The following is a 25,773-nucleotide window of genomic DNA, read 5'->3' as shown; positions in this document are numbered from 1 at the left end:
GCCGGGAAACTCTTGCTTCCCGCGCACAAACTGTGGTGGTCATTTTTGGGGCCCGAGGCTCTAGAGCATTTTTCGGTGAAGTGGATCCGGTTCACCGTCAAAAAATGCGGCTCGGCAAAGACAAGAGATGATTCCACGTGAGTGGAAGCAGCTCTAGCCCTTGATGAAGGCGAGCACGTCGGCGTTGAACCGGTCCGCCTCCGTCTGCGCCAAGCCGTGGGGGGCGCCCGGATAGACCTTGAGCTGTGCGCCCCTGACGATCTTCGCGGTCTTTTCCGCCGATGCCTTGATCGGCACGATCTGGTCGTCGTCCCCGTGAATCACGAGCGTCGGCTTGTCGATCTTCTTGAGATCCTCGGTGTAGTCGACCTCCGAGAACTCGTGGACGCAGTCGTATTCGCCCTTGATGCCGCCCATCATGCCCTGAAGCCAGAAGGAGTCGCGCAGGCCCTCGTTGACCTTCGCGCCGTCACGGTTGAACCCGTAGAACGGCATGGTGAGGTCCTTGAAGAACTGCGAGCGGTCGCCGGCGGTATTCTGGCGGATGCCGTCGAAGACCTCGATCGGCGTGCCTTCCGGGTTGGATTCGGTCTTCAGCATGAGCGGCGGCACGGCGCCGACGAGGACGACCTTCGCGACGCGGGCCGAGCCATGGCGGCCGATATAATGCGCGACTTCGCCGCCGCCCGTGGAATGGCCGATCATGATGATATCCCTGAGATCGAGCGTCTCGATCAGTTCGGCCAGGTCGTCCGCATACTGGTCCATGGAGTTGCCGTTCCAGGTCTGGTCCGAACGGCCATGGCCGCGTCGGTCATGCGCGATGACCCGGTAGCCCTGCTGGCCGAAGAACAGCATCTGGCCGTCCCAGGCGTCGGCCGAGAGCGGCCAGCCATGCGAGAACAGGATCGGCTGACCCGCTCCCCAGTCCTTGTAGAAGATCTTCGTTCCGTCCTTCGTCGTGATGGTCCCCATGGGGTCCTCTCCTTGTTAAACGCTTCAACGCGGGTGTCGGCCCGGCCTTTCGACGGCCAGGAAGTGCTGGACCAGGGGCGGCTCGATGCCCTGGTGAAACTGCCGGGCCTCGGCCTGGAGGTCCGCGTCGGCCTTCGAGATCCGCTTATGCTGGCGCAGATGCTCGGCCCAGGATTCGACGAAGAACCACTCGACGATGTGCTCGGGATCGGCGGCATCCTCGGAGATGCCCCAGGAATAGGCGCCGTCCCGCCAGCGCTCCTCGGAGAGGCGCTCGAGCGCGGCCAGGAAAGCGGCGCGGTCGGCCCGCAGGATGCGGTAGGTCACCATGATCAACACTGGTCCCCGGTCATGCGCGACGGGTTCGGCCATGGCCGGCTCCGGCCAGTGCAGCGACGGCGTCAGGTCGCTTTCCCCGGCCGGCAGGGCCGCCCGATGAGCCAGCAGGGCAACCGCGACGAGGCTGAAGCCGGCCGTGATCAGGGTGGCGTCGGTGCCGATCTCCTGCGCGAGGAAGCCCCAGCCGAGGCTGCCCGCCGCCATCGCGCCGTTGAAGGCGGTCAGGTAGATCGCGAGGCCGCGTCCCCGGATCCAGTTCGGCAGGATGGCCTGCATGGTGCTGTTGAGGGTGGTCAGCATGGCGATCCACGCGATGCCGAGCACGAAGGTCGCGACGATCGCCACGATCTCGGAATTGGTGAGGGCGAGCAGGATGGTCGCGGCGGCGGTCACGAGGGTTGCGGCGAGCACCAGCCGGTCCTGCCCAAGCCGGGCGCGGGCCCGCGGCAGAAGGACGGCGCCCGCGATGGCGCCGGCCCCGACGCTGCCGAGCAGGAGGCCGTAGAAGCCCGGCCCGCCGCCGATCTCCTGCCGGGCGACGATGGGGAGCAGGGCCCAGACGGCGCTGGCGAAGGCGAAGAACACGACGGCCCGCCACAGGATGCGATGGAGGTCGCGGCTCGCCCGGGCGTAGCGCAGGGCGGCGCGCAAGGCCCCGCCGAAATTCTCCCTCAGGCCGTCATCGGCATCCGCCTCGCGACGCCACCACAGCAGGGCGCCTCCGACAAGGACATAGGTCAGGACGTCGAGCCCGTAGACGGCTGCGGCTCCGAGAAGCGCCAGCAGAAATCCGCCCAGGGCGGGCCCGATCGAGCGGGCGATGTTGATCCCGAGCGAGTTGAGCGCCACGGCGCCTTTCAGGTCGGATCGCGGAACGAGTTCCGGCGTGATCGCCTGCCAGGCCGGGGTCGCCAGGGCCGCGCCCGCGCCGCCGAGGAAGGTGAGGGCGATCAGGCTCTCGACGGACACGGATCCGGTCCAGGCCAGAACAGCCAGCAGGGAGCTGACGCTTCCGAGAACGACCTGAAGGGCGATGAGAAGGCGGCGCCGGTCGAGGATGTCGGACAGGACGCCGGCCGGGATGGCGAGAAGGAAGAACGGCAGCGTGCCGGCCGCCTGGATCATGGCCACCGAAGCGGGCGAGGCGGAAAGCCCGGTGACGAGCCAGGCGGACGACACGTCCCGCATGAAGGTGCCGATATTGCCGACCACCGTGGCGGTCCAGATCACCGCGAAGAGGCGGTGGCGGAGAGGCGCGAAGGTGCCGGGCGGCGGGGATTCCGGCGCCGTTGCGAGGCCGGCCGGAGTCTCGCTCATGAGCGGGCGCTCCGACCCTGCGAAAGCAGAGCCGCGACAGAAAGGCCGCCGACAATGGCGACATGTTCGAAGAAGGTCGCCGTCTGACGGCCTCGATCGGCCCCCTCGAAAGCCCAGAAAGGATGCGCCAGAAGGGTTGCCAGAACCGTGAACACGGCCAGGATCCCGGCGCCGAGCCAGCAGGTCCGGCGGGCAAGGAAGAGGATGGATCCGGCGAGCTGCGTGGCGACCACGAGGGCTGCGATCGCCGTGGCCGGCTGGAGGCCAAGGCTCGTGACCTCATCCACGGCACCGCCGAAATCGGCGAGCTTCACGATCCCGCTGATCAGGAACGGCGACGCAAGCGCGAGGCGCGCCAGGGAGGCGAAGCCGGGCAGGCCCAGCATGCGAGCGATCGGCCGGGGAACGGCGATGTCGGTCATGGTGCTTCCCTCAGAAGGCCCAGCATGAGCAGCCGAGCGCGCCCCAGAAGGAGCGTGAATCCGACGTCGGTGGGGTGGCGCCCCAGGCGCCCGCATGGGCATGGCCGTGCACCCCGCAGGAATTGGCGCAGCCGCAGGCCGCCGCCGCGAAAGCGTATTTGCGGTCGGTCTCGAGGCCGGCGCGGCGCTGCTGATAGCCGCCGAAGCTCCGGACGGGCGACCAGTCCGGCATCGGGGGAGGCAGCGGCGGCGCGAGGTCCTTGAACTCGGCATCTGCGTGAACCGGCCGGCCGCCGAGGAGGGTGAGAACCGACGCGATGTCCTGAATCGAGTCTTCCGGAACGGAGAAGTAGTCGTCGGACAGGACGGCCAGATCCGCCAGCTGGCCCGCCTTGATCTGTCCCTTCTTGCCTTCTTCCGTCGAGAACCAGGTGTTGGCTTCGGTCCACAGGCGCAGGGCGGTTTCCCGGTCGAGGCGGTTCGCCGCCGGATAGAGCGTCAGCCCTCCCAGCGTCTTGCCCGTCACGAGCCAGGACAGGGAGACCCAGGGATTGTAGGAGGCCACCCGGGTGGCGTCGGTACCGGCGCCGACCGGCACGCCGGCCTCCAGCATCCGCCGGACCGGGGGGGTGCGCTCGGCCGCCCTGTCGCCGTAGCGCTCCACGAAGTCCTCGCCCTGGAACGCCATCCGGTGCTGGACCGCGATGCCGCCACCGAGAGCCGCGATTCGGTCGATGTTGCGCTCGTCGATGGTCTCGGCATGATCGATGAACCAGTGCAGGCCCTCGAGCGGCACGTCCCGGTTCACCCTCTCGAACACGTCGAGAGCCCGGGTGATGGTCTCGTTATAGGTGGCGTGCAGGCGCCACGGCCAGCGGTTCTGGGCGAGCAGGCGGACGACGGGCTCGAGCTCGGCCTCCATCGAAGGCGGCATCTCGGGACGCTCGACCTTGAAATCCTCGAAATCCGCGGCCGAATAGACCAGCATCTCGCCGGCGCCGTTGTGGCGGTAGAGATCGTCGCCCTGGCCCGGCGTGACCTGCTTGGCCCAGGTGTCGAAATCCTTCAGCTCCTCCTTCGGCTTCTGGGTGAAGAGGTTGTAGGCGAGGCGCACCGTGAGCTGGCCCTCCCGGTGCAGCTCCTCGATGATCCGGTAATCGTCCGGATAGTTCTGGAAGCCGCCGCCCGCATCGATGACGCCGGTGACGCCAAGCCGGTTCACCTCGCGCATGAAGTGGCGCGAGGAGTTCTTCTGGTATTCGGGCGGAAGCTTCGGGCCCTTGGCGAGGGTCGCATAGAGGATGGTGGCGTTGGGCCTGGCGATGAGCAGGCCGGTGGGATTGCCCTGCGCATCCCGCTGGATCTCGCCGCCGGGCGGGTCCGGCGTGTCCTTCGTGTAGCCGACGGCCCGCAGGGCCGCGCCGTTCAGCAGCGCACGGTCGTAGAGGTGCAGGATGAAGACGGGCGTGTCGGGCGAGACGGCGTTGATCTCATCGAGGGTCGGCAGCCGCTTCTCGGCGAACTGATGCGCCGTGAAGCCGCCGACCACACGCATCCATTGCGGCGCCGGCGTGCGGTCGACCTGATCTTTCAGCATCCGCATGGCGTCGGCCAGGGAGCGGACGCCGTCCCAGCGCAGTTCCATGTTGTAGTTCAGGCCGCCGCGGATGATGTGCATGTGGCTGTCGATCAGGCCGGGGATCACCCGGCGGCCGTTCAGGTCCACGCGGCGCGTGTCGGGGGCGGCCAGGGTCATGATCTCCCGTTCGTCGCCGACGGCGAGGAAGCGTCCGTCCCGGATGGCCACGGCAGCCGCTTCGGGCGCCTGACGGTCGAGGGTCGTGATCCGTCCGTTGAACAGGATCATGTCGGCGGACGTTTTCATCGTCTGGGCCTCCAGGCTTTTGGGAAGAGCAAATCCGGCCCCGAATGCGCCAAGGCCGGCGAGCACGGTACGACGATCATGAGGCATGGACATAGCCGGCTTTCGCTCGCGTCGTCCGCGCATGGCAGTCGACGGGACATCGATCAGGATGGTGCGGATGCAGGGACGGTCCCCGCACCCGCCGGAGGGGGGCTATTCCGCCGCGGCCGCCGGGGTGCCGTGGGCGCCCTCGCTCGCGCCGAACATGGTCTTGGCGTAGATGATGCCGAGGCCGTAGGCGCCGCCGTACTTCTTCGCGATCCCCGTCGTCATGTCGTAGGTTTCGGTCCGGGCCCAGTCGCGCTGCAGCTCGAGCAGGTATTGCAGGGCGGTCATCGGCCGGACGCCGGCCTGGATCATGCGCTCCACCGCGCGCTCGTGCGCTTCGGTCGAGACATCGCCGCACGCATCGGTCACCACATAGACCTCGAAGCCCTGATCGAGCGCCGACAGCGTCGGGCCGACGATGCAGACCGACGTCCAGAGACCCGCGAAGACGAGGCGGCTCTTGCCGATCCGGTTCACCTCGTCGATGACGGCCGCGTCCTCCCAGGTGTTCATCGACGTGCGGTCGAGAAGCCTCTGGCCCGGAAAGGCGTCCGTGACCTCGGAGAACATCGGTCCCGAGAAGCTCTTCTCCGCGACGGTGGTCAGGATCGTCGGAACCTTGAAGCCGGCGGCAGCCTGGGCGATCATGGCTGCATTGTTGCGCAGGTTCACGGCATCGATCGATTTCGTCGCAAACGACATCTGGGACTGGAAGTCGATGAGGATCAAAGCATGATCGTCGGGGTTGATGAGTTTCGAGCCGGGCGTGGGGGATGCTTTGACGGACATGATCGATCCTGTTCTGGTGAGGGCTGCCGGAGAACAATCGAGCCATTGGTCTCGATAATCTTGTCGAAAATGAAACGGACTTGGACGATTCGGGCGTGGCGTTCAGGAAAGTGTCAACGCCGGGCGAAAGAGGACGAGACAAACGCGATGGCCCGTCGATAGGGTGGCGGAAACGATACACCGGAGTGCAGCCATGGCCGGACGCGGCCTTCATCACGTGACGCTGATCTCGAGCGACGCTGAGCGGAGCTGCCGCTTCTATGCGTGTTTCCTCGGCATGAGGCTCGTCAAGCGGACGGTGTCCCACGAGGATCCGGGCACGTTCCACCTCTGCTTCGGAGACCAAGTCGGCCGGCCCGGCACCCTGTTCACCCTGTTCCCGTGGCAGCGGGTGCCCCGCGGCAGGCGCGGCGCCTGCGAGGCATGGCAGACGTCGTTCCGCATTCCCCCGGGAGCGCTCGACTGGTGGGAGCGGCGCTTTCGGGAAGCGGGTGTTCCCCACCGGCTGGAACGGACGGCGTTCGGCGAACCATGTCTCACCTTCGAGGATCCGGATGGCGCGATGCTGTCCCTCGTGGAGGCAGACGCACCCGCGGCGCCAGCCGGCTGGAACCGTGCTGATGTGCCTGCCGCCTACGCGCTCCAGGGCCTTCACGATCTTGTGTTGAAGGTGCGCCGGGCCGATCCGCTGAGCGAGTTGTTTCGAGAGGTTTTGGGCTTTAACGAGAGAGGCCGCCAGGGCAATCTCGTCCGCCTCACGGCGCATGACCAGCCGGGCGGCACCATCACGCTCGACGAGGCCGGCCTTCTCCCGCGAGGCCAGCTGGGAGGAGGGAGCATTCATCATGTTGCCATTCGGGCCCGCGACTCCCTCGATCAGGATGCCCTTGTGCGTGCGCTCCACGACCGGTACGGAATCGCCGCGACGGAGCCCAGGGATCGAGTCTATTATCGGTCCGTCAATTTCCGTTCGACCTGCGGTCTTCTCCTGGAGCTCGCAACCGACGGGCCAGGGTTCGCAATCGATGAAACTCCTGAAAGGCTGGGCATGGGCTTGAAGCTTCCTCCCTCCCTCGAGGAGAGGCGCGGCGAGCTGGAGCTGCTCCTGCCGTCTCTGCCGCTCCCGACATCCCAGCGACACAAATCCGAGGAGATAACATAAGCGCCGATCCCTCTGCCGCGTGCGGATCGCGACGAGCCGAGGGTCCAACCTGCAGGCCACGATCTCAATCGATTGAAGCGAGTTGACATGCCAGCTGTTCAGGAAAACACGCAATCCGGGTTGTTCGGCCGACGGCTCGGACGTCATGTCGAGATGGTCACTCAGAGCATCCTGCAGGTCTCGAAGGACGACCGCCTTTCCCTCGCCGTGACGCGGCTGACCTGCACGCGCCAGGATCGGGAACGGACGGTCCTGATCGAGCCCGAGGCTGCCTTCAGCGCGACCTATAAATTGAAGGACGTGGAGGAGCACGAGTTCTGGCTCAACGGCCGCATGCGGTACGCGCGGGGCTTCGCGGCAGGGACGGTCAGCGCGGCCGACCTGTCGGAAGATCCCCGCAGCCGGATCCGTGGACCGTTCGACGGCATGCAGTTCTACATGCGCAAGGAGGCTCTCGACGATCTGGCCTATGAGCGCGGCGCATCGCCGATCTCGAGTCTGCGCGCCATGCCCGACGCCACCGACCCGATCCTGGGATCGATGTGTGCCTTCCTTCTCGCGGCGCCGCCGGAACTGTCACAGACCAATCCACTGTTCGTCGATCAGATGGCGCTGAGCCTGCTGACCTATTTCGCGGAAGGCTACGGGGGCGTGCATCTCCCGGCGATTCCCGACAACGGCAGGCTCGCACCGTGGCAGGAGCGCCGCGCCAGGGACATCATGCACTCCCGGCTTGCGGCCCGTCTGACCATCGCCGACATCGCGCGCGAATGCCGTCTCACGCCAAGCTACTTCGCCAAGGCGTTCCGCCGTACGACAGGAATGAGCCCGCATCACTACCTGACGCAGATCCGCGTGCAGGAGGCCAAGAGCCTTCTCGTGTCCTCGACCCTGCCCCTGGCCGACATCGCGCTCATCTGCGGCTTCGGCGACCAGAGCTATTTCACCCGCGTCTTCACGCGCTGCGTCGGCGCGAGCCCTGGAAAATGGCGGCGGGCGATGCTTCGCTGAGTGAAGGCCATGGGCCCTGGCGGCCCTGCAATCGGCACCATGACCAACGGTTCAGCCTCCGGTTTCAGGATGGCGATCAGGATTGGGAACCAATCCAAAGCTTGACCGTTGACTGGGGCTGTTGTTTGCCCCGAGTGCGACCATGCGCGTCAGAATTGCCTGGTTCATCCTCGTCCTGCTCGCCCTCGGACCCGCGCAGGCCCAGGAAGACCGCGCGGTCCGGGCCGGCTTGCTCAGGTTCGGCACCGTCGCCTGGGAGATCGACACCCTCCGCCATCACGGGCTCGACCGGAAGCACGGCATCACGGTCGTGCCGGTCGAGTTCGCCTCCAACGAGGCCGCCAAGGTCGCCCTGCAGGCGGGCGCGGTGGACGTGATCGTTACCGACTGGCCCTGGGTCGCCCGCCAGCGGAGCGAGGGGGCCGATTTCAGCTTCGTTCCCTATTCACGGGCTGTCGGCGCGCTCATGGTCCCGCCGGATTCCAAGATCGGAAGCCTCCGCGATCTCAAGGGCAAGCGCATCGGTATTGCAGGCGGACCCCTCGACAAGAGCTGGCTGCTCCTCCGGGCCTATGCGCAGAAGGAACTCGGCGTCGATGTCGCGGAGGCCGTCGAGCCGGTCTTCGGAGCTCCGCCGCTCCTGAACGAGGAACTGTCCCGCGGCCGCATCGACGCCGTCTTGACCTATTGGCACTATGCGGCCCGCCTGGAGGCCGAGGGCGCCAGAGCGCTCCTGTCCGTCGACGACATGATCCGGGGCCTCGGCATCGATCACGAGGTGCCGATGCTGGGCTATGCCTTTCGGGAAGGCTGGGCCGTCCGCGCGGATGCGGCCCTTCAGGGCTTCGTCGCGGCTTCCCGGGATGCGAAGGCGCTGCTGGCCGGCTCGCGGGACGAGTGGATCCGTCTGGCCCCGCAGATCGGCACCGACGACCCGACGGCTCTGGCGGCCCTCCAGGATGGGTTTCGCAGCGGGATTCCGGATCGGTGGTCCGAAGCCGAGAGACGGGCTTGCGCCGATCTTTATGCTATTCTCGTGAGGATCGGGGGCGACAAGCTGGTCGGGTCGTCGAGGGCACTGGATGCGAGGACCTTCTGGCCCGCAATCTCCTATTGAGGCCGTCGATGCGTGGTGCTGAGGTCGAGGGCAGGGGGGCATGGCAGGGCATTGCCTCTGTCCTGCTCTTCCTGTGCCTGTGGCAGATTGGGGCCGGCTGGGCCGGGAGCAGGCTGTTTCCCGGTCCCCTGGCGGTGCTGCAGAGCCTCGTCCGTGAGGCCGTCGACGGACCCTTGCTTCATCACCTCGGCATCACCCTGGCGCGGGTCGGCATCAGCTTCGGGATTGCCATGGTCGCCGGCACGGCCCTGGGCGTCGCCCTCGGGCGCCTGGGATGGCTCGACCGCTGGCTCAATCCGTGGCTCGTCATCCTGCTCAATGTGCCGGCGCTGGTGATCATCATCCTGACCTATGTGTGGCTCGGCCTGGTCGAGACCGCCCTCCTGGTGGCGGTGGCGCTCAACAAGATCCCCAACGTCGCCGTGACGCTTCGGGAAGGTGCGAGAGCCCTCGACCGGGACTACACGGACGTCGCGCAGGTCTACCGCTTCGGCGCATGGACGACGCTGCGCGAGGTCATTGCGCCTCAACTGGCGCCCTATGCCCTGGCCGCAGCCCGCAACGGGCTCGCGCTGGTGTGGAAGATCGTTCTCGTGGTCGAGCTGCTCGGACGCTCCAACGGGGTCGGGTTCCAGCTGCAGAGCTATTTTCAGCTCTTCGACGTGCCGCGGGTCATGGCCTATGCGGCGGCCTTCGTCCTGTGTGTCCTGCTCATCGAGGCCGTTCTCTTCGCGCCGCTCGAACGCCGCTCGGGACGGTGGCGTCGATGACGATTCGGATCATGATCGCCCGGAAGATTCATCCGGCGCAAGGCGGTGCTCCGCCTCGCGTGCTGTTCGACAACCTGGCGCTCGAACTCGCCGACGGCGAGGTTTGCGCCATCGTGGGGCCATCCGGCATCGGCAAGTCCAGCCTCCTGCAGATCGTGGCCGGGCTGGACGCGGACTTCGAGGGATCCGTCACGGGCTTGCGGCAGCCCGTCGGCTATCTCTTCCAGACGCCGCGCCTTCTCCCGTGGCGAACCGCGCGCCGGAATCTCGAGCTTGCTCTTCCAGACCAGCCCGCAAAGGCCGGGGAATGGCTGCGTCAGATCGGTCTGGCGGGCTCGGAAGACGTCTACCCGCATCAGCTTTCGCTCGGCATGGCGCGGCGCGTGGCCCTGGCCCGTGCGCTGGCGGTGGAGCCAAAGCTTCTCCTCCTGGACGAGCCCTTCGCGTCTCTCGACGACGATACGTCCCGCGAGATGCAGAATCTTGTGGCGTCCCATGTGCGCCGGCTGCGCCCGACGACGCTGCTCGTCACGCATCACTGGCACGAAGCGGCGGCCCTCGCCCATCGCGTCATCACCTTGGGCGGGTCCCCGGCCCGGATCGTCGAGGACCGGCCCTTTCACGAGGCGAGGGCCGCTGAATGAAGATCGTGCTGGTCCTGATCGCCATATTCCTGTCTGCGCCTGCTCTGGCCGAGGAAGGCGTCATCACCATCGCGGTCGTCTCGCAGGAGCGCGATCCGGTCGAGCCGGTTTCGCCCCTCGACCGGCCGATTCGGGACCAGGGGATCGCAGGGGCGCGCCTGGGTCTCTCCGACAACGCGACCACCGGCCGGTTCACGGGACAGAGCTTCACGCTCGTGGAGCGCGGCGTCGGGAAGGACGGCCATCCCGAGGACGTCGTCCGGGAGCTGGCGCGGCAAGGGATCCGCCTCGTCGTCTCGGATCTCGATGCGTCGCTCCTGCTGAAAGCAGCCTCCGTGCCCGAAGCCCGTGAAATGCTGCTCATCAACGCCCGCGCGCCGGATGACGCGCTTCGCAACGAATCCTGCCGCGCCAACGTGCTCCACACCATCCCGAGCCGCGCCATGCTGGCCGACGCGCTCGCGCAGTACCTGATGTCCAGGCGCTGGCGGCGCTGGTTTCTCGTGACCGGCGGCACGTCCGGCGACAGGCTGCAGGCCGACGCGTTCCGCCGCGCGGCTGCGCGCTTCGGGGCCGAGATCGTCGTCGAGAAGGAATGGACCTTCAAGCCGGGCCACGCGCGCACGGATACCGGCCATGTGGCGCTGCAGACCGAGATCCCGGCATTGACCCAGGTTGCCGACCACGACGTGCTCGTCGTCGCCGATGAGGCGAACGAGTTCGGCGAGTTCCTCTCCGGCCGCACAGCGCGGCCCCGTCCCGTCGTCGGCACCCACGGGCTCGTCGCCACGGGCTGGAGCCCCGTGGCGGAGCAATGGGGGGCGACGCAGCTTCAGTCCCGGTTCGAGAAATCCGCCGGCCGGCGGATGAGCGCCGTCGATTACGCCGCCTGGGCGGCGGTGCGCGCCATCGGCGAAGCCGCTGTCAGGTCCCGCAGCATCGATCCGGCCGGAATCGCGTCCTTCCTGCGCGGCCCGGATTTCATCCTTTCGGGCTTCAAGGGACAGGGGCAGAGCTTCCGGGCCTGGGACGGGCAGATGCGACAGCCGATCCTCATCGCGGGGCCTCGGCTTCTCGTCTCCGTCTCGCCGCAGACGGGCTATCTGCACCGTGGATCTGAACTCGATACGCTGGGGACGGACCGGGAGGAGAGCGGATGCAAGCTCTGATCGTCGCAGTGCTGGCCATCGCGCTCAGCCTCCAGGCGGCTCTTGCCGAGACGGTCTATGTGTCGAACGAGCAGGACAACACCGTCTCGATCATCGACGGGACGACCCTGGACCAGACCGGTACGATTCCTGTTGGGCGCAGGCCGCGGGGCATCGGGCTGAGCGCGGACAGGCAGACGCTCTACGTGGCGGTGGGCGACGACAACCGGATCGATGTGGTGGATCTCAAATCCCGACGCGTGGACGGCTCGTTGCCGTCCGGCGAGGATCCGGAGTTCTTCGTGCTGCATCCGGACGGGCGCCGTCTGTTCGTGGCCAACGAAAACGACAACCTCGTGTCCGTCCTGGACATTCCCGAACGGCGGATCGTCGCCGAGGTGCAGGTGGGCGTCGAACCGGAGGGAATGGGCGTGAGCCCGGACGGCCGCTTCGTCGTGAACACCTCGGAGACCACGAGCATGCTCCACGTGATCGATGCGCAGACGCTCGAACTCGTCGACAACGTGCTCGTCGGCACGCGGCCGCGGGTGGCGCAGGTCTCGGGCGACAGCCGTCAGATCTGGGTTTCGTCCGAATTGCGCGGAACCGTGGAGGTGTTCGACGCCGGGACGCGCGAGCCTCTGGCCAGGATCGGCTTCGAGGTGCCGGGGGTTCCACGCGAGCTCGTGCAGGCGGTCGGCATTCAGCTGACGCCCGACGGCTCCCGCGCCTATGTGGCGTTGGGTCCCGCGAACCGCGTCGCCGAGATCGACGCGAAAACCTTCAAGGTGCTGCGCACCTATCTTGTCGGTCAGCGGGTCTGGCACATCGCCCTCTCGCCGGATGGGAAACGGCTCTACACGGCCAACGGCAATTCGAGCGACGTCTCGGTGATCGATCTCGACAACAGGGAGGTGGTGAAGACCATCGGGGTCGGCCGCTCGCCCTGGGGGCTCGTCGTCGCGCCATGACGGCCCTTGCCATCGACAACCTGAGCCACGGCTTCGGCGGACGTCGGGCGTTGTCCGAGGTGAATCTGTCGGTGGAACCCGGCTCCTTCGCGGTGCTCCTGGGCCCGAACGGCGCCGGCAAGACGACGCTCATCTCCCTGGTGACGGGACTCTACAATGCGCAGCACGGCGATATCCGCATCTTCGGCCACTCGATCCGCCGTGACCCGCTCCCGGCACTCGCCCGCCTCGGCGTCGTTTTCCAGATGCCGACCCTGGATCTGGATCTCACCGTCGGTCAGAACCTGACCTATCATGGCGCCCTGCACGGGCTTTCGCGCCGGGAGGCGCGGGAGCGGGCGCGCGACGAGTTGGAGCGCTTCGGCATCGGCGACCGCCAGGGCGACAAGGTGCGGTCCCTCTCGGGCGGTCTGCGCCGGCGTGTGGAAATTGCGCGGGCGCTTCTGCATCGGCCCAGGCTCCTGATCGTCGACGAGGCGACCGCCGGTCTCGACCTTGCCGCCCGCCAGCTGCTCCTGACCCATGTGCGCGACCTCTGCCGCAACGGGTTGGGTGTTCTCTGGGCCACCCACATGCTCGGCGAGGTCGAGCCTTCGGATCAGCTCGTGGTCCTGCACCAGGGGAGGGTGCACTGGGACGGGAGGGCAGGCGACCTCGCACCAAGCGCCGCCCTCGAAGCAGCCTTCCTGCGGATCACGGGAGGGCCATCATGAAGATGCGCTATGCCTCGCGTGCCCTGATCGGCATCATGCATCGGGAGATGCTGCGTCTCGTCGGGCAACGCGGGCGATTGGCCGCGGCGGTCGTGCGGCCGCTGGTCTGGCTTGGTATCTTCGCCGTGGGGTTCCGCTCGGTGCTCGGGCTCTCGATCATCCCGCCCTACCAGACCTACATCCTGTACGAAGTCTACATCGTCCCCGGACTCGTCGGAATGATGCTGCTGTTCCACGGCATGCAGAGCTCGCTCTCCATGGTTTACGATCGCGAGATGGGGTCGATGCGGGTGCTCCTGACCGCCCCATTGCCACGCTGGTGGCTGCTCGGCGCCCGCCTGCTCGCCAACACCGTGACGGTGCTGCCCATCGTGTATCTGTTTCTTGTCCTCGCGCGCTTCTGGGACGTGCGGCCGCCCGCGCTCGGTTACCTGGCGGCGATGCCGGCCCTCGGCCTCGCCGGCCTGATGCTGGCGGCCTTCGGTCTTGCCCTCTCGTCCATGATCCGCCAGCTGGAGAATTTCGCCGGCGTCATGAACTTCGTCATCTTTCCGCTCTTCTTCGCCTCGACGGCGCTCTACCCTCTCTGGCGCCTCGAGGAGGTCAGCCCGATCCTCGCGGCGATCGCCGGGCTCAACCCGTTCTCCCACGCGGTCGAGCTGATCCGCTTCGCGCTCTACCTGCGGTTCGAGCCCGTGGCACTCGCCGTCTGTATCCTCGCCCTCGCGGTCTTCTTCGCGCTCGGGGTCTGGGGCTATGATCCCGGCCGCGGGTTCTGGGCGCGCCGCATCGCCAAGGGGGCCTGATCGTGCCGCGGGAACAGGAGGCCTCGCTTCACGGTTGCTCCCATGGCAGGAACCGTACCGGTGATCGACCATGACAGAGCCGCAGACCAGTTCGTTGCGAAAGGATTTGCGGGTTTTCCGCGAGCCGGGCTTTCTGGTGACCCTTCTCCTGATCGGGCTCCTGACAGCCATCGGCGCCTACATTCTCGTCGCCGCCGCCAACGATTACGGGATTCCGGTGCGGGATTACTGGCGCTGAGGCCTCATCGAAGTTCCCTTACGTTAGGATCACATTTTCGGGAACATACCTGAAGCGCCACAGTTAGAGTCGAGCCGCAGCCGACGCGGCGCGTCCAAGCGTTCCGGAGGACCATCTTGGGTGGAGTTCGTCTTGCCCTCGTTCTGGCGCTCTCGCTGATCTTGCAGCCTGCCTCACCGATTTTGGCCCAGTCCACGCCCCCGCAGCCTGCCGCGCCATCCTTCGCTGCCACGCCCGAAGACGGCCAGTGGACGATCCCGCAGAAGAACTACGCGTCCACGCGCTACAGCGATCTGTCCGAGATCAACACCGAGACGGTCAAGAACCTCCAGGTGGCCTTCACCTTCTCCACCGGCGTCAACAAGGGACAGGAATCCGCGCCGCTCGTGGTCGGCGGCACGATGTACGTGCTCTCTCCCTATCCCAATATTCTCTATGCCCTCGACCTGACGCAGCCCGGCGCGCCGATGAAATGGCAGTACAATCCGAAGCCGGCCGCGGCCGCTCAGGGCGTGGCCTGCTGCGACCTGGTCAACCGGGGGCCTACCTTCGCCAACGGCCGGATCGTCTTCACGACCCTGGACGCCCATGTGGTGGCGGTGAACGCCGAGACGGGCGAGGAGGTCTGGAAGACCAAGCTCGGCGACATCAACCGGGGCGAGACCATGACCATGGCGCCCCTGGTCGTGAAGGACAAGGTGATCGTCGGCATCTCCGGGGGCGAGTACGGCGTGAGGGGCTGGATCCAGGCCCTCGACATCAATTCCGGCCAGAGCGTCTGGAAGGCCTACAACACCGGTCCGGATCAGGACGTGAAGATCGGGCCGACCTTCAAGCCCTTCTACGACAGCGACAAGGGCAAGGACCTCGGCGTCACCACCTGGCCGGCGGATGCCTGGCAGCAAGGCGGCGGCACGGTGTGGGGATGGCTGTCCTACGATCCGGACCTCAACCTTCTCTACCATGGCACCGGCAATCCGGGTCCCTGGAACCCCAACCAGCGCCCCGGCGACAACAAGTGGACGGCGGGCATCTTCGCCCGGGATCCCGATACCGGCGAGGCACGCTGGTTCTACCAGACCGCGCCGCACGATCTCCATGACTGGGACAACATCAACGAGCTGATCCTCCTCGACATGGAATGGGACGGCAAGCCCCGCAAGGTGCTGGTCCATCCGGGCCGGACCGGCTTTCTCTACATCATCGACCGGACCACGGGCGAGGTCCTGTCCGCGAAGCCGTTCCACGCGCTGACGGCCGTGACGGGCGTCGACCTCAAGACGGGCCGCATCGCGTACAACTCCGAGAAGGAGCCGGTGAACAACCGGGTGGTGCGCGACATCTGCCCGACCGCGCCCGGTGCGAAGGACTGGAACCCGAGCGCGTTCTCCCACAAGACCGGTCTTCTCTACATCCCGCACATGAACATGTGCATGGACTGGGAGAGCGTCGAGCCGAACTACATCGCCGGCACGCCTTACGTGGGCGCGGAAGTCCGCATGTATCCCGGCCCCGGCGGCCATATGGGCGAGTTCTCCGCCTGGGATCTTCAGGCGGGCAAGGAGCTCTGGACCATCAACGAGCGCTTCCCGCTCTGGAGCGGCGCCCTCGCCACGGCCGGCGACGTGGTGTTCTACGGCACCATGGAGGGCTGGTTCAAAGCCGTGCATGCGCGCACCGGCGAGGTGCTGTGGCAGTTCAAGGTCGATTCCGGAATCATCGGCCAGCCGACCACCTATCGCGGACCCGATGGCAAGCAATATGTCGCCATTCTCTCCGGCGTCGGCGGCTGGGCCGGGGCGATCGTCTCGGGCGATCTCGACCCCCGAGACAGCTCGGCCGCCAAAGGCTTCGTCAATGCCGTGCGGGACCTGAAGAACGTCACCACCAAGGGAGGAACGCTTTATGTGTTCAAGCTTCCTTAAAGGTGCCGCTCTTGCCGCGCTGCTGGTCATGGCCGGCGGCGTTCAGGCGCGGGAGCTTCGCGTCTGCGCCGATCCCAACAATCTCCCGTTCTCCAACGAAGCGGCCGAGGGTTTCGAGAACAAGATCGTCTCCTTGATCGCCCGGGAACTCGGCGCGGAGGTCCGCTACACCTGGTGGGCGCAGCGCCGCGGCTTCCTTCGCAACACGCTCAAGGCCGAGATCTGCGATCTGGTGCCCGGTCTCCCGGCGAATCTCGAAGGCGTGCGGACGACCGCGCCGTACTACCGGTCGTCCTATGTCTTCGTCACGCGCGCGGGCGGTCCCGAGATCGTGTCGTTCAACGATCCGGCTCTGCGCGCCGTCACGATCGGCGTTCACCTCATCGGCGACGACGGCTCGAACACGCCGCCGGCGCACGCCCTCTCTCGCCGCGGCATCGTGGAGAACGTGCGCGGTTTCATGATCTATGGCGACTACAACGAACCCGACCCGCCGGCGCGGATCCTCAAGGCCCTGGCGAACGGTGATATCGACGTCGCGGTGGTTTGGGGACCCCTCGGGGGCTACTTCGCAGGGCGCGAAACCGTTCCGCTGAATGTCACCCCGGTGCGACCGATCTTCGACGGGCCGCAGCTTCCCATGGCGTTCGATATCTCCATGGCCGTGCGAAAGGAGGATGAGTCCCTGCGCCAGGAGGTCGATGCAGCGCTCGCCCGGCACCGGCCGGAGGTGGATGCCATTCTTGCGGCCTACGGGGTCCCGCGTCTCGACACCGGCATGAAGCAGGCAGGGCGCACGCCATGAGAACGGTTCTGATCCTGTCGCTCGCCGCCGTCGTCCTTGCCGCCTGCGAGAGGGAGGACCGCGATTATCGGTCCAACCCGGTCACGGCCGAGACGAACGAGAAGATTGCGCTGGTGCCCTTGTCGGCAGGGCCTGGCGGGCCGACCGAGCAGAGGTCGGGCCTGGGCAAGGACTACGAGGAGAACGCCTATCACATCTCGCAGGGCCAGCGCCTGTATACGTGGTTCAACTGCAACGGCTGCCATGCCAATGGCGGCGGCGATTCCGGACCGGCGCTCATGGACGACCGCTGGATCTATGGCGGGCAGATCGAGAACATCGTCCAGACAATCCGGGAAGGTCGGCCGAACGGCATGCCGTCGTTCCGCGGCAAGATCCCGGACGATCAGATCTGGCAGATCGCGGCCTATATCCGGTCCATGGGTCGCAACGTGCCGAAGCCGGCAGCGCCGAGCCGCAAGGACGATATGAGTCCCGGTCCGGCCGAGCAGCGCCGGCCCCCGGGCGAGGTGATCGACGGCGGTCAGATCCCGCCCTCCGCCCAGATGCCGCAATGAGGCGGTGATGAGGAGGATTGGTCCATTTCTCGTCCTGGCCCTCCTGCCGCTCGGAGGCTGTCAGGGCTGGCAATCGGCCCTCGACGCCCACGGGCCTGCCGCGGGCGCCCTGGCCCGCATGTTCTGGATCTTCGTTGCCGTCCTCGCCACGGTGTGGGTCCTGACCATGATCGCCCTTGTCCTGGCGCTGCGCAGACGGCGCGCTCCTGATGCGGATCCGCTGGCCACGGATCCCGGAACCGAGCGGCGCATGACCGTCACGATCTCGATCGCCATCGCCCTGACGCTCGTGACGGTGGTTTCCCTGACGGGCCTCAGTTATGCGGCCCAGAAGGTTCTGTTCGCCCACAAGGACGGGGGCCTGTCGCTCCTGGTCAAGGGACAGCAATGGTGGTGGCAGGTGACTTACGAGGACGCCCAGCCGAACCGTGTCTTCACCACGGCCAACGAAATCCACATACCGGTCGGCGAGCCCGTGCTGATCAAGCTCGAATCCTCCGACGTGATCCACTCGTTCTGGGTTCCGAGCCTCACCGGCAAGATGGATGCGATCACCGGCCGCCAGAACCAGATCCAGATCCAGGCGGATCGTCCGGGCGTGTACCGCGGACAATGTGCGGAGTATTGCGGCCTTCAGCACGCCCATATGGGTCTGCTCGTGGTTGCCGAGAGCAAGGAGGATTTCGAGCGCTGGCGCGAGCAGCAGATCTCCTCCGCCATACCGCCGACCGATGACGAGCGGCAGCGCGGCATGGAGATCTTCATGTCCAAGCCCTGCGTCATGTGCCACCAGATCCGCGGCACGGATGCCGGCGGCAAGGTCGCCCCGGACCTGACTCACGTGGGAAGCCGCCGCACGATCGGCGCCGGAACCCTGGAGACGACGCGGGGGAATATCGCGGCCTGGATCGTGGACCCGCACGGCGTCAAGCCGGGCGTGAACATGCCGACGATCCAGCTCGATCCCGACGAGGTTCAGCCTCTCGCAACCTATCTGGAGGGGCTGAAGTGACCCGGGCGATCACACCCCACGATCTCGACGGCGTCCCCGAGATTTCGCGTCTTGCGACGGGGGAGCGCGGCGGCCTTCCCGGCGTGCAGAGCGAGGCGGATGCGCCTCCGAGCCCCGATGAGCTGCGCGACGATCAGGTGGACGGAGCCGAGCTGACGGCGCGGCTCGCCAAGACCTGGGGCACCGACAGGGGGCTCGTCGGCACCCTGTCCACGGTGGATCACAAGATCATCGGACGCCGCTACATCGTCACGGCGATCCTCTTCCTCTTCCTGGGCGGCCTGTCCGCCGTGGTCATGCGCATGCAGCTGGCTGTCCCTGAGAACAGGCTCGTCGGGCCGGATCTCTACAACCAGCTCTTCACCATGCACGGCACCACGATGATGTTCCTCTTCGGCGTGCCGATCGGCGAGGCCTTCGCGGTCTATCTGGTGCCGCTCATGGTGGGCACGCGCAACATCGCGTTCCCGCGCCTGAACGCATATTCCTACTACGTCTATCTCTTCGGCGGCCTCATGATCTGGGTCGCGTTCATGCTCAACATCGGCCCGGATGTCGGGTGGTTTGCCTATGTTCCGCTCTCCGGTCCGGAGTTCTCCCCCGGCAAGCGGGCGGATTTCTGGGCGCAGATGATCACCTTCACGGAGGTGTCCGGCATCGCGGTGGCGATCTCGATCATCGTGACGGTGTTCAAGCTGCGCGCCCCCGGCATGACTCTCGACCGCATCCCTCTGTTCGTCTGGGCCGAGCTCATCAATTCCTTCGTCATCATCTTCGCTCTGCCTGCGGTTGTAACCGCGTCGGCCACCCTGATGATGGACCGGCTCGTCGGCACGCACTTCTTCAACCCGGCGGAAGGCGGCGACGCGCTGCTCTACCAGCACCTGTTCTGGTTCTTCGGCCATCCCGAGGTCTATATCATCTTCCTGCCGGCCACGGGCTGGGTCTCGGCCATCGTGGTAACGTTCTCCCGGCGCCAGGCCTTCGGCTACATCGCCCTCGTGCTGTCCCTCATCGCGACCGGCTTCCTGTCCTTCGGCCTGTGGGTGCACCACATGTTCACCACCGGCCTGCCGCAGCTCGGCGCCAGCTTCTTCACCGCGTCCAGCATGCTCATCGCCATCCCGAACGGCATTCAGATCTTCTGCTGGATCGCGACCCTGTGGGATGGAAGGCCGGTGTTCCGCGCGCCGCTCCTGTTCATCCTGGGGTTCTTCTTCATCTTCGTGGCCGGAGGATTGTCGGGCATCATGCTGGCCTCGGTGCCGCTCGACACCCAGGTCCACGACACGTTCTTCGTGGTCGCCCATTTCCACTACGTGCTCATCGGCGGCAACGTGTTCCCGCTCATCGCCGCCGTGTACTACTGGTTCCCTAAATTTACGGGCCGCATGATGAGCGAGCGGCTCGGCAAATGGCATTTCTGGCTCGCCTTCATCGGCTTCAACGTCACCTTCTTTCCCATGCACATCACGGGCCTGATGGGCATGCCGCGCCGGGTCTACACCTATCTGCCGGAAATGGGCTGGGCGAACCTGAACCTCCTCTCCTCGGCCGGGGCGGTCCTGTTCTTCGGGAGCTTCGTGCTCTTCCTCTACAACATCGTGTCCAGCGCCCGCCGCGGCCCTCTGGCCGGCCCCAATCCCTGGAATGCCGGAACCCTCGAATGGGCGTCGGCCTCGCCGCCCATGCCGCAGAATTTCGACCGCATTCCCGTCGTGACCAATCGCGAGCCGCTCTGGGCCCACCGCGGCAGCCTTCCGGTGGTCGCGGGCCTGAGCGTCGAGAACCGGGAGCAGATCGTCTCGACGATCACCCATGGGCGCGCGGACCTGCGGGAGTCGACGCCCGAGCCCTCGATCTGGCCGTTCATGGCGGCGATCGCGACGACGATCCTCTTCGTCGGCTCCATGTTCACGCCCTGGGCTCTGGTGTGGGGCAGCATTCCGCTCGCGGTGACGCTCATGGGGTGGTTCTGGCCCAAGCCGAGCACGGAGGACGAGCGATGACGATGGACGCTCATTCGCGCGACGCCATGCTGCCGCATCGGATCGTTCTGAACGCCAGGCACCTGCCGGCCTATGCCTACGGCCCGCGCAGCCCGATCTGGTGGGGCACGGTGGGGTTCGCGGCCGCCGAGGGCATGGGATTTGCCCTTGCCGCGGGCATGTATTTCTATCTCGTCTTCATCAACGGCAACTGGCCGCTGAGCGCGCCGCCGCCGGATCTTCTCTGGTCGAGCCTCTTCACGGTCCTCCTCCTCGTCAGCATCTGGCCGAACCAAATGGCCAAGCGGGACGGGGAGCGGGAGGACCTTGCGGGGTCCCGCCGCGATCTCGTGATCATGAGCGTGATCGGCGTGGCTCTTCTGGGCATCCGCGTGTTCGAGGCCGGGACGCTCCACGTGCGCTGGGACCAGAACGCCTACGGGTCCGTGGTCTGGCTCCTGCTCGGCCTGCACACGCTGCACCTCATCACCGATCTGGGCGACACGATCGTGCTCACCGTGCTGATGTTCACCCGTCACGGCCACGGCAAACGCTTCTCCGACGTGGGCGACAATGCCTTCTACTGGTATTTCGTCGTGGCCTCGTGGCTGCCGATCTACGTCATTCTCTACTGGTTCCCGAGATGGTGGTGAGCCCATGGCAGGAATGATCTCGCGCGGTCTGCCATCCGCCGGCGTCTTCGCCGGGCCGATCGCCTGGCTGGCCGACACGCAGGTCAACTACGCGGCCGTGCCCTGGGTCTGCGCCCATCAGGTGCCGTTCATCCCTGTCTTCGCCGCGGCCATGGCGGTCATCAGCCTCGCCGGCGGATACCTCTCGTGGCGCGGCTATGCCAGTGAGGCGCCGACGCCGGCGCCTGATTCCACCGGAGCTGGGCGGCCGCACCGGTTCGTGGCCCTCATGGGCATCGCGATCGCGGTCCTGTTCACGCTCGTCATCCTTCTCCAAGGCGCAGCCGGACTCGTCTTCCACGGGTGCGAGCGATGAGAGCGATTGCCGTCCTGCTGCTGTTCGTGCTGGCCGGGGAGGCGCAGGCCCATGCCGGCCACGTGCACTGGACCGACACAGCCGCGACCTGGACCTGGAATCCGTGGGTCACCCTTCCGCTGACGGTCTCGGGCTCCCTGTACGCGGTCGGTACGGCCCATCTCTGGCGCCGGGCCGGCGTCGGGCGGGGCGTCAGGATCTGGCAGGCCCTGTGCTTCGCCGCCGGCTGGCTGCTGCTCGTCTCAGCGCTCGTTGCGCCGCTGCACTGGCTGGGAGAGCGCCTGTTCGTCGCTCACATGATCGAGCACGAGATCCTCATGACGGCCGCAGCCCCGCTCCTCGTCCTAGGCCGGCCGGTGGCGATGCTCTGGGCCTTCCCGGCACGCTTGCGGTCGCGCATCGGCGGATGGGGCCAGTCGCCCGTCGTGGCGCGAGCGTGGCTCTGGCTCACCACCCCGCTGCCGGCGACGCTGCTCCATGGCTTGGCGCTCTGGATCTGGCACGCCCCCGGACTCTACGAGGCGGCCCTGGCGGATCCCTGGATCCACTGGCTGCAGCATCTCAGCTTCTTCGTCACGGCCCTCCTGTTCTGGCGCGCGCTCCTCATGGGCCGGGAACGCACCTACGGCGCGTCGGTGTTCTACCTTTTCGTGACCTCGCTCCACACGGGCTTTCTCGGCATTCTGCTCGCCCTGTTCCGCAGGCCGATCTATCCGGCGCAGACGTCCCAGGCGGCGGAGTGGGGTCTCACCCCGCTCGAGGATCAGCAACTGGCCGGCCTCTTCATGTGGATCCCCGCCGGAATGGTCTATGCGGGTGCGGCGCTGATCCTGGCCGGCCTGTGGATCGCCCGGTCCGCGCCGCGACACCTCGGAGGCAAGCATGCTCATGCGGCGCGCTAGGGTCCTGGCCCCATTGGCGGCAGCGCTGGCCCTTGGAACGGCATGGATCTTTCTCAAGCCCCGGCGCATCGGATCGGCATCGCGCTCCAGGCGGAGAGAGCCTGCCCCATTCAATCCCGAGGCTCACCTGCGGGGCATCCGGGTTGCCGGACCCACCCGCTTCCGTACCCGTTCCGTCTCTCTCGTGCTCTGTCTGCTCGTGCTGATCGGAGCCGGCGTCTATGCCGGATACCAGATGAAGTTCGACCGGGAGGCCCGCGCCCGCGCTGTGGCGCTCACCATGGGGGATCCCGACCTGGGACGGCATCTCGCGCAGCGCTATGGCTGTGCCGGCTGCCACACGATCCCCGGCGTTCCCGGCGCTCAGGGCAAGGTCGGACCGACCCTCCAGGGGTTTGCCGCCCGGGTCTATATCGGCGGCGTGGCCATCAACTCACCGGACAGTCTCATCCAATGGATCGAGAATCCGCGCGCCATCGATCCCAAGACGGCCATGCCCATCACCGGGATCTCCCGCGCCGAGGCGCGGCATGTCGCGGCCTATCTCTACACGTTGCGCTGAGGTGCCTCCGGCCATCTGAAGCAGGCCCTCGATGGACCGATGCGAGCGTCATGGCGACCCGGCGGGAGCCGGACTCAACGACGCTGCTTGCGCAGATAGTCCACGAGGACACGCAGCTTGAGCGGCAGGTTCCGGCGATGGGGATAGTAGAGGTAAAAACCCGGAAAGGGCGGGCAAAACGCTTCGAGAAGCGGCACGAGCTCAGCCTGAGCGATATAGGGGCGGAAGGTCTCTTCCATGCCGAAGGTCAGACCTGCTCCGGCGCGGGCCAACTGGATCATCACCCGCATATCGTTGGTGGTCACGCGCGGGTCCACCGCCACGCCGAAGTCGCGCCCGCTCTCCGTGAACTCCCACCGGTAGGGCGCGACGCGAGGACTCGGACGCCAGCCGATGCAGCAATGCCCGGCCAGATCCCGTGGGTGGGCCGGGGCACCATGCAGGGCCAGATACTCGGGTGAGCCCACGACGATCTGCCGTTGCTCCGCCGAGACCGAAACGGCGATCATATCCTGCTCGATCACCTCGCCGAGGCGAACGCCGGCGTCGAAGCCTTCGGCAACGATGTCAGACTCCTCGTCGGTGACGGTGATATCGAGGCGGATGTCCGGATAGGCAGCAATGAATCCCGCCAGCAGCGAGCCACTCAGGAATCGTTCGGCAATGGAGGACACCGCCAGGCGCAGCATGCCGCTGGGCCGCTCGCGCATCTCGCCCATGGCGTCCATCGCCGTGCCGAGGTCGGCGAGGGCCGGACGCACCGACTCGTAGAGCCGCTCGCCGGCCTCCGTGAGACGGACGCTCCGGGTCGTCCGCTGGACAAGCGCCATGCCCATCCGCTCCTCGAGCCGCCGGATGGCCTGACTCACGGCCGAGCGGGTGACGCCCAGGCGTTCGCTGGCGGCCCGAAAGCTCCGCGCTTCCGCGACAGTCACGAAGACGGTGATGCCGGCAAGGTCCATGGTCATTGGTGACAGAAACTAACCAGCCTGTGCAGAATTGGCAAGTCGATCATCCCAATAGGTCAGACTACCTTAAACCCACGAGCGCGGTGCCGGACCAAGCACAGGACGGCACGGGCACAAACGAGAATGAAAGGAGCATTCGATGGCTGAGACAAAGATCGTTCTTGTTACAGGCGCCTCCAGCGGGATCGGCGAGGCCGTTGCGCTGGAACTGTCGAAGGCCGGCCATGTCGTGGTCGTGGGCGCCCGAAGGACCGACCGCCTTGACGACCTGGTCGGCCGGATCGAAGCATCCGGCGGCACCGCCCGCGCCCACCGGCTCGACGTGACCTCGCGGGATGACTTTGCCCGGGTCCTGTCCGCAACCCTCGAGGAATTCGGCCGGGTCGACGTCATCGTCAACAATGCGGGCGTCATGCCGCTGTCCCCCCTCAGGGCCCTCAAGGTGGATGAGTGGGACCAGATGGTCGACGTCAACATCAAGGGCGTCCTGAACGGGATCGCGGCCGTGCTGCCTCATCTGGAAGCCCGGGGCTCCGGTCATGTCGTCAACGTTGCGTCGATCGGGGCGCATCGTGTCTCGCCGACCGCTGCGGTCTATTGCGCCACCAAGCATGCGGTCTGGGCGATCTCCGATGGCCTGCGTCAGGAGACGGACCGCCTGCGGGTCACGGTGATCTCTCCGGGCGTCGTCACGAGCGAACTGGCGGAGACGATTTCCGATGACACGGCGCGTGATGCCATGCGGGAATTCCGAAAGGTCGCCATCGACCCGGACGCGATCGGACGAGCGGTTCTCTATGCGATCGAACAGCCCTCTGACGTGGATGTCAGCGAGATCATCGTCCGGCCGACCGCAAGCCCGCACTGATGACGGAGGCGCAGCGATGACGTGGAAGGCTCCCTGCCTTGCCTTCGCGGCTCTGCTGGGCGTCGCCCCGACCGCAACCGGACGGGCAGAACCCAACGATCAACATCAGGTCAGGACATCGACAGACATGGCAGATCACCCCTATCTCGGCATGTGGATCACAAAGGATGGCCTCATCCGCCAGGAACTCCTCCCGAACGGACGCTACGATGAGGCGCGGGACAGTCGCAAGAGCGCCTATCAGGGGCGCTACGAGATCCGCGGCAACCGGATCGAATATTGGGACGATACCGGGTTCACGGCGGACGGTGAGTTCATCAGCGATGTCCTTCACCACGGCGGAATGCTGTTCTATCGCGAGAAGCAGCTGAAATAGCGTCGTTGGCACGGCCCTCGATCCGGACGCATCCGGTGCTTGGCGGTCTTCCGATCGCGTTCACCGGGACAAGCCCGGCGCTGACGAGGAGAAGGTTGTGGGGGCCGGTGGCAACACCCTCCACACGTCATGGCCGGGCTTGTCCCGGCCATCCCGATGCGGAGAAGCACGGCGCCTCTCAGAAGCGGGATCACCGGCACGAGGCCGGTGATGACGTGGAGAGGGTGACCATCGCCGTGGCGTGACCTTTCCCACGCCCCTCCCACGTCATGGCCGGCCTTGAGCCGGCCATCCCGATCGGAAGGGCGCGGCGCCTCACAGAAGCGGGATCACCGGGACAAGCCCGGTGATGACGTGGAGGATGAGATACCCGGCTCGCACCACCCTCCTCGTCATGGCCGTCCGGTC

27 protein-coding genes are annotated in these 25,773 nt (G+C 66.5%); 21 read left to right on the top strand and 6 right to left on the bottom strand.

Annotation, left to right across the window (positions count from 1 at the left end):
• Positions 1–153: 153 nt before the first annotated feature.
• From OCW50_RS13545 to OCW50_RS13525, 5 genes are all read right to left on the bottom strand, one after another.
• Positions 154–975, bottom strand: coding sequence for an alpha/beta fold hydrolase (locus OCW50_RS13545; RefSeq protein WP_262297906.1), 822 nt, complete (start codon positions 973–975; stop codon positions 154–156).
• Positions 976–999: 24 nt separating this feature from the next.
• Positions 1,000–2,631: an MFS transporter gene (locus OCW50_RS13540; RefSeq protein WP_262297905.1), complete on the bottom strand. Its 1,632-nt coding sequence runs from the start codon at positions 2,629–2,631 to the stop codon at positions 1,000–1,002.
• A complete protein-coding gene (locus OCW50_RS13535; RefSeq protein WP_262297904.1) occupies positions 2,628–3,053 on the bottom strand; it encodes a DoxX family protein in 426 nt (141 codons plus the stop codon). Before OCW50_RS13535 ends, OCW50_RS13540 begins: the two co-directional genes overlap by 4 nt.
• A gap of 10 nt (positions 3,054–3,063) precedes the next feature.
• Complete coding sequence (locus OCW50_RS13530; RefSeq protein WP_373371386.1) at positions 3,064–5,031, bottom strand: amidohydrolase; 1,968 nt, start codon at positions 5,029–5,031, stop codon at positions 3,064–3,066.
• A gap of 99 nt (positions 5,032–5,130) precedes the next feature.
• Entirely contained in the window at positions 5,131–5,814 is a 684-nt protein-coding gene (locus tag OCW50_RS13525) for a hydrolase (RefSeq protein WP_262297902.1), read from the bottom strand.
• Between the two features lie 193 nt (positions 5,815–6,007).
• Here OCW50_RS13525 and OCW50_RS13520 point away from each other — a divergent pair, with 193 nt between their 5' ends.
• The 19 genes from OCW50_RS13520 to OCW50_RS33205 all read left to right on the top strand — a co-directional run bounded on the left by OCW50_RS13520 (position 6,008) and on the right by OCW50_RS33205 (position 23,153).
• Positions 6,008–6,976, top strand: a complete 969-nt coding sequence (locus tag OCW50_RS13520) for a VOC family protein (RefSeq protein WP_262297901.1) — start codon at positions 6,008–6,010, stop codon at positions 6,974–6,976.
• Positions 6,977–7,063: 87 nt separating this feature from the next.
• Positions 7,064–7,987, top strand: coding sequence for a helix-turn-helix transcriptional regulator (locus OCW50_RS13515; protein WP_262297900.1), 924 nt, complete (start codon positions 7,064–7,066; stop codon positions 7,985–7,987).
• Between the two features lie 142 nt (positions 7,988–8,129).
• Entirely contained in the window at positions 8,130–9,104 is a 975-nt protein-coding gene (locus OCW50_RS13510) for an ABC transporter substrate-binding protein (RefSeq protein WP_262297899.1), read from the top strand.
• 8 nt (positions 9,105–9,112) lie between these two features.
• Positions 9,113–9,874: an ABC transporter permease gene (locus OCW50_RS13505; protein ID WP_262297898.1), complete on the top strand. Its 762-nt coding sequence runs from the start codon at positions 9,113–9,115 to the stop codon at positions 9,872–9,874.
• Positions 9,871–10,518 carry an ABC transporter ATP-binding protein gene (locus OCW50_RS13500; RefSeq protein WP_262297897.1) on the top strand — a complete coding sequence of 216 codons (648 nt, stop codon included), beginning with the start codon at positions 9,871–9,873 and terminating at the stop codon, positions 10,516–10,518. The genes OCW50_RS13505 and OCW50_RS13500 overlap by 4 nt, the downstream gene beginning before the upstream one ends.
• Positions 10,515–11,687, top strand: coding sequence for a lanthanide ABC transporter ABC transporter substrate-binding protein PedA1 (gene pedA1, locus OCW50_RS13495; RefSeq protein ID WP_262297896.1), 1,173 nt, complete (start codon positions 10,515–10,517; stop codon positions 11,685–11,687). Before OCW50_RS13500 ends, pedA1 begins: the two co-directional genes overlap by 4 nt.
• Positions 11,675–12,637, top strand: a complete 963-nt coding sequence (locus OCW50_RS13490; RefSeq protein ID WP_262297895.1) for a PQQ-dependent catabolism-associated beta-propeller protein — start codon at positions 11,675–11,677, stop codon at positions 12,635–12,637. The genes pedA1 and OCW50_RS13490 overlap by 13 nt, the downstream gene beginning before the upstream one ends.
• Positions 12,634–13,350: a lanthanide ABC transporter ATP-binding protein PedB/LutE gene (gene pedB / locus OCW50_RS13485; protein WP_262297894.1), complete on the top strand. Its 717-nt coding sequence runs from the start codon at positions 12,634–12,636 to the stop codon at positions 13,348–13,350. The genes OCW50_RS13490 and pedB overlap by 4 nt, the downstream gene beginning before the upstream one ends.
• Positions 13,347–14,156 (top strand): lanthanide ABC transporter permease protein PedC, encoded by an 810-nt coding sequence (pedC, locus tag OCW50_RS13480; RefSeq protein WP_262297893.1) that lies wholly within the window; start codon positions 13,347–13,349, stop codon positions 14,154–14,156. The genes pedB and pedC overlap by 4 nt, the downstream gene beginning before the upstream one ends.
• 70 nt (positions 14,157–14,226) lie before the next feature.
• A complete protein-coding gene (locus OCW50_RS13475) occupies positions 14,227–14,394 on the top strand; it encodes a hypothetical protein (protein ID WP_262272794.1) in 168 nt (55 codons plus the stop codon).
• A gap of 116 nt (positions 14,395–14,510) precedes the next feature.
• Positions 14,511–16,319 carry a methanol/ethanol family PQQ-dependent dehydrogenase gene (locus OCW50_RS13470; RefSeq protein ID WP_373371385.1) on the top strand — a complete coding sequence of 603 codons (1,809 nt, stop codon included), beginning with the start codon at positions 14,511–14,513 and terminating at the stop codon, positions 16,317–16,319.
• A complete protein-coding gene (locus OCW50_RS13465; protein WP_262297892.1) occupies positions 16,300–17,124 on the top strand; it encodes a substrate-binding domain-containing protein in 825 nt (274 codons plus the stop codon). Before OCW50_RS13470 ends, OCW50_RS13465 begins: the two co-directional genes overlap by 20 nt.
• Positions 17,121–17,681, top strand: coding sequence for a c-type cytochrome (locus OCW50_RS13460; RefSeq protein ID WP_262272796.1), 561 nt, complete (start codon positions 17,121–17,123; stop codon positions 17,679–17,681). Before OCW50_RS13465 ends, OCW50_RS13460 begins: the two co-directional genes overlap by 4 nt.
• Positions 17,682–17,688: 7 nt before the next feature.
• The gene (coxB, locus tag OCW50_RS13455) at positions 17,689–18,693 is read left to right on the top strand and encodes a cytochrome c oxidase subunit II (RefSeq protein WP_262297891.1); all 1,005 of its coding nucleotides are present in this window, start codon (positions 17,689–17,691) and stop codon (positions 18,691–18,693) included.
• An 83-nt stretch (positions 18,694–18,776) separates the two neighbouring features.
• Positions 18,777–20,702 carry a cytochrome c oxidase subunit I gene (gene ctaD, locus OCW50_RS13450; protein ID WP_373371390.1) on the top strand — a complete coding sequence of 642 codons (1,926 nt, stop codon included), beginning with the start codon at positions 18,777–18,779 and terminating at the stop codon, positions 20,700–20,702.
• Between the two features lie 2 nt (positions 20,703–20,704).
• The gene (locus tag OCW50_RS13445; protein WP_262297998.1) at positions 20,705–21,334 is read left to right on the top strand and encodes a cytochrome c oxidase subunit 3; all 630 of its coding nucleotides are present in this window, start codon (positions 20,705–20,707) and stop codon (positions 21,332–21,334) included.
• 4 nt (positions 21,335–21,338) lie between these two features.
• The gene (locus OCW50_RS13440) at positions 21,339–21,689 is read left to right on the top strand and encodes a hypothetical protein (protein ID WP_262297890.1); all 351 of its coding nucleotides are present in this window, start codon (positions 21,339–21,341) and stop codon (positions 21,687–21,689) included.
• On the top strand, positions 21,686–22,591 hold the full coding sequence (locus OCW50_RS13435; protein ID WP_262297889.1) for a cytochrome c oxidase assembly protein: 906 nt from the start codon (positions 21,686–21,688) through the stop codon (positions 22,589–22,591). Before OCW50_RS13440 ends, OCW50_RS13435 begins: the two co-directional genes overlap by 4 nt.
• Positions 22,572–23,153, top strand: coding sequence for a c-type cytochrome (locus tag OCW50_RS33205; protein WP_315974427.1), 582 nt, complete (start codon positions 22,572–22,574; stop codon positions 23,151–23,153). Before OCW50_RS13435 ends, OCW50_RS33205 begins: the two co-directional genes overlap by 20 nt.
• Positions 23,154–23,227: 74 nt before the next feature.
• Here OCW50_RS33205 and OCW50_RS13425 read toward each other — a convergent pair whose 3' ends face one another.
• Positions 23,228–24,121 carry a LysR family transcriptional regulator gene (locus tag OCW50_RS13425; protein ID WP_262297888.1) on the bottom strand — a complete coding sequence of 298 codons (894 nt, stop codon included), beginning with the start codon at positions 24,119–24,121 and terminating at the stop codon, positions 23,228–23,230.
• Between the two features lie 139 nt (positions 24,122–24,260).
• Between OCW50_RS13425 and OCW50_RS13420 the strand changes: the two genes are divergently transcribed.
• The gene (locus tag OCW50_RS13420) at positions 24,261–24,989 is read left to right on the top strand and encodes an SDR family oxidoreductase (RefSeq protein ID WP_262297887.1); all 729 of its coding nucleotides are present in this window, start codon (positions 24,261–24,263) and stop codon (positions 24,987–24,989) included.
• Positions 24,990–25,005: 16 nt separating this feature from the next.
• Positions 25,006–25,365 carry an Atu4866 domain-containing protein gene (locus OCW50_RS13415; protein WP_262297886.1) on the top strand — a complete coding sequence of 120 codons (360 nt, stop codon included), beginning with the start codon at positions 25,006–25,008 and terminating at the stop codon, positions 25,363–25,365.
• The last annotated feature ends 408 nt before the right edge of the window (positions 25,366–25,773 follow it).

This window comes from Microvirga sesbaniae, from assembly GCF_025460805.1.
Lineage (GTDB): Bacteria > Pseudomonadota > Alphaproteobacteria > Rhizobiales > Beijerinckiaceae > Microvirga > Microvirga sesbaniae.
The sequence above is the reverse complement of the archived record's forward strand: the minus strand, read 5'-3'. Positions and strand labels throughout refer to the sequence as shown.

Excerpts from the sequence above, each read along its gene's own strand:
- pedC (WP_262297893.1), top strand. The coding sequence starts at position 13,347 with ATGAAGATGCGCTATGCCTCGCGTGCCCTGATCGGCATCATGCATCGG.
- OCW50_RS13510 (WP_262297899.1), top strand. The coding sequence starts at position 8,130 with ATGCGCGTCAGAATTGCCTGGTTCATCCTCGTCCTGCTCGCCCTCGGA.
- OCW50_RS13505 (WP_262297898.1), top strand. The coding sequence starts at position 9,113 with ATGCGTGGTGCTGAGGTCGAGGGCAGGGGGGCATGGCAGGGCATTGCC.
- OCW50_RS13515 (WP_262297900.1), top strand. The coding sequence starts at position 7,064 with ATGCCAGCTGTTCAGGAAAACACGCAATCCGGGTTGTTCGGCCGACGG.
- OCW50_RS13460 (WP_262272796.1), top strand. The coding sequence starts at position 17,121 with ATGAGAACGGTTCTGATCCTGTCGCTCGCCGCCGTCGTCCTTGCCGCC.
- OCW50_RS13440 (WP_262297890.1), top strand. The coding sequence starts at position 21,339 with ATGGCAGGAATGATCTCGCGCGGTCTGCCATCCGCCGGCGTCTTCGCC.
- OCW50_RS33205 (WP_315974427.1), top strand. The coding sequence starts at position 22,572 with ATGCTCATGCGGCGCGCTAGGGTCCTGGCCCCATTGGCGGCAGCGCTG.
- coxB (WP_262297891.1), top strand. The coding sequence starts at position 17,689 with ATGAGGAGGATTGGTCCATTTCTCGTCCTGGCCCTCCTGCCGCTCGGA.
- OCW50_RS13525 (WP_262297902.1), bottom strand. The coding sequence starts at position 5,814 with ATGTCCGTCAAAGCATCCCCCACGCCCGGCTCGAAACTCATCAACCCC.
- OCW50_RS13530 (WP_373371386.1), bottom strand. The coding sequence starts at position 5,031 with ATGTCCATGCCTCATGATCGTCGTACCGTGCTCGCCGGCCTTGGCGCA.
- OCW50_RS13535 (WP_262297904.1), bottom strand. The coding sequence starts at position 3,053 with ATGACCGACATCGCCGTTCCCCGGCCGATCGCTCGCATGCTGGGCCTG.
- OCW50_RS13490 (WP_262297895.1), top strand. The coding sequence starts at position 11,675 with ATGCAAGCTCTGATCGTCGCAGTGCTGGCCATCGCGCTCAGCCTCCAG.
- OCW50_RS13435 (WP_262297889.1), top strand. The coding sequence starts at position 21,686 with ATGAGAGCGATTGCCGTCCTGCTGCTGTTCGTGCTGGCCGGGGAGGCG.
- OCW50_RS13500 (WP_262297897.1), top strand. The coding sequence starts at position 9,871 with ATGACGATTCGGATCATGATCGCCCGGAAGATTCATCCGGCGCAAGGC.
- pedA1 (WP_262297896.1), top strand. The coding sequence starts at position 10,515 with ATGAAGATCGTGCTGGTCCTGATCGCCATATTCCTGTCTGCGCCTGCT.
- pedB (WP_262297894.1), top strand. The coding sequence starts at position 12,634 with ATGACGGCCCTTGCCATCGACAACCTGAGCCACGGCTTCGGCGGACGT.
- OCW50_RS13420 (WP_262297887.1), top strand. The coding sequence starts at position 24,261 with ATGGCTGAGACAAAGATCGTTCTTGTTACAGGCGCCTCCAGCGGGATC.
- OCW50_RS13520 (WP_262297901.1), top strand. The coding sequence starts at position 6,008 with ATGGCCGGACGCGGCCTTCATCACGTGACGCTGATCTCGAGCGACGCT.
- OCW50_RS13540 (WP_262297905.1), bottom strand. The coding sequence starts at position 2,631 with ATGAGCGAGACTCCGGCCGGCCTCGCAACGGCGCCGGAATCCCCGCCG.
- OCW50_RS13465 (WP_262297892.1), top strand. The coding sequence starts at position 16,300 with ATGTGTTCAAGCTTCCTTAAAGGTGCCGCTCTTGCCGCGCTGCTGGTC.
- OCW50_RS13415 (WP_262297886.1), top strand. The coding sequence starts at position 25,006 with ATGACGTGGAAGGCTCCCTGCCTTGCCTTCGCGGCTCTGCTGGGCGTC.
- OCW50_RS13425 (WP_262297888.1), bottom strand. The coding sequence starts at position 24,121 with ATGACCATGGACCTTGCCGGCATCACCGTCTTCGTGACTGTCGCGGAA.
- OCW50_RS13445 (WP_262297998.1), top strand. The coding sequence starts at position 20,705 with ATGGACGCTCATTCGCGCGACGCCATGCTGCCGCATCGGATCGTTCTG.
- OCW50_RS13545 (WP_262297906.1), bottom strand. The coding sequence starts at position 975 with ATGGGGACCATCACGACGAAGGACGGAACGAAGATCTTCTACAAGGAC.
- OCW50_RS13475 (WP_262272794.1), top strand. The coding sequence starts at position 14,227 with ATGACAGAGCCGCAGACCAGTTCGTTGCGAAAGGATTTGCGGGTTTTC.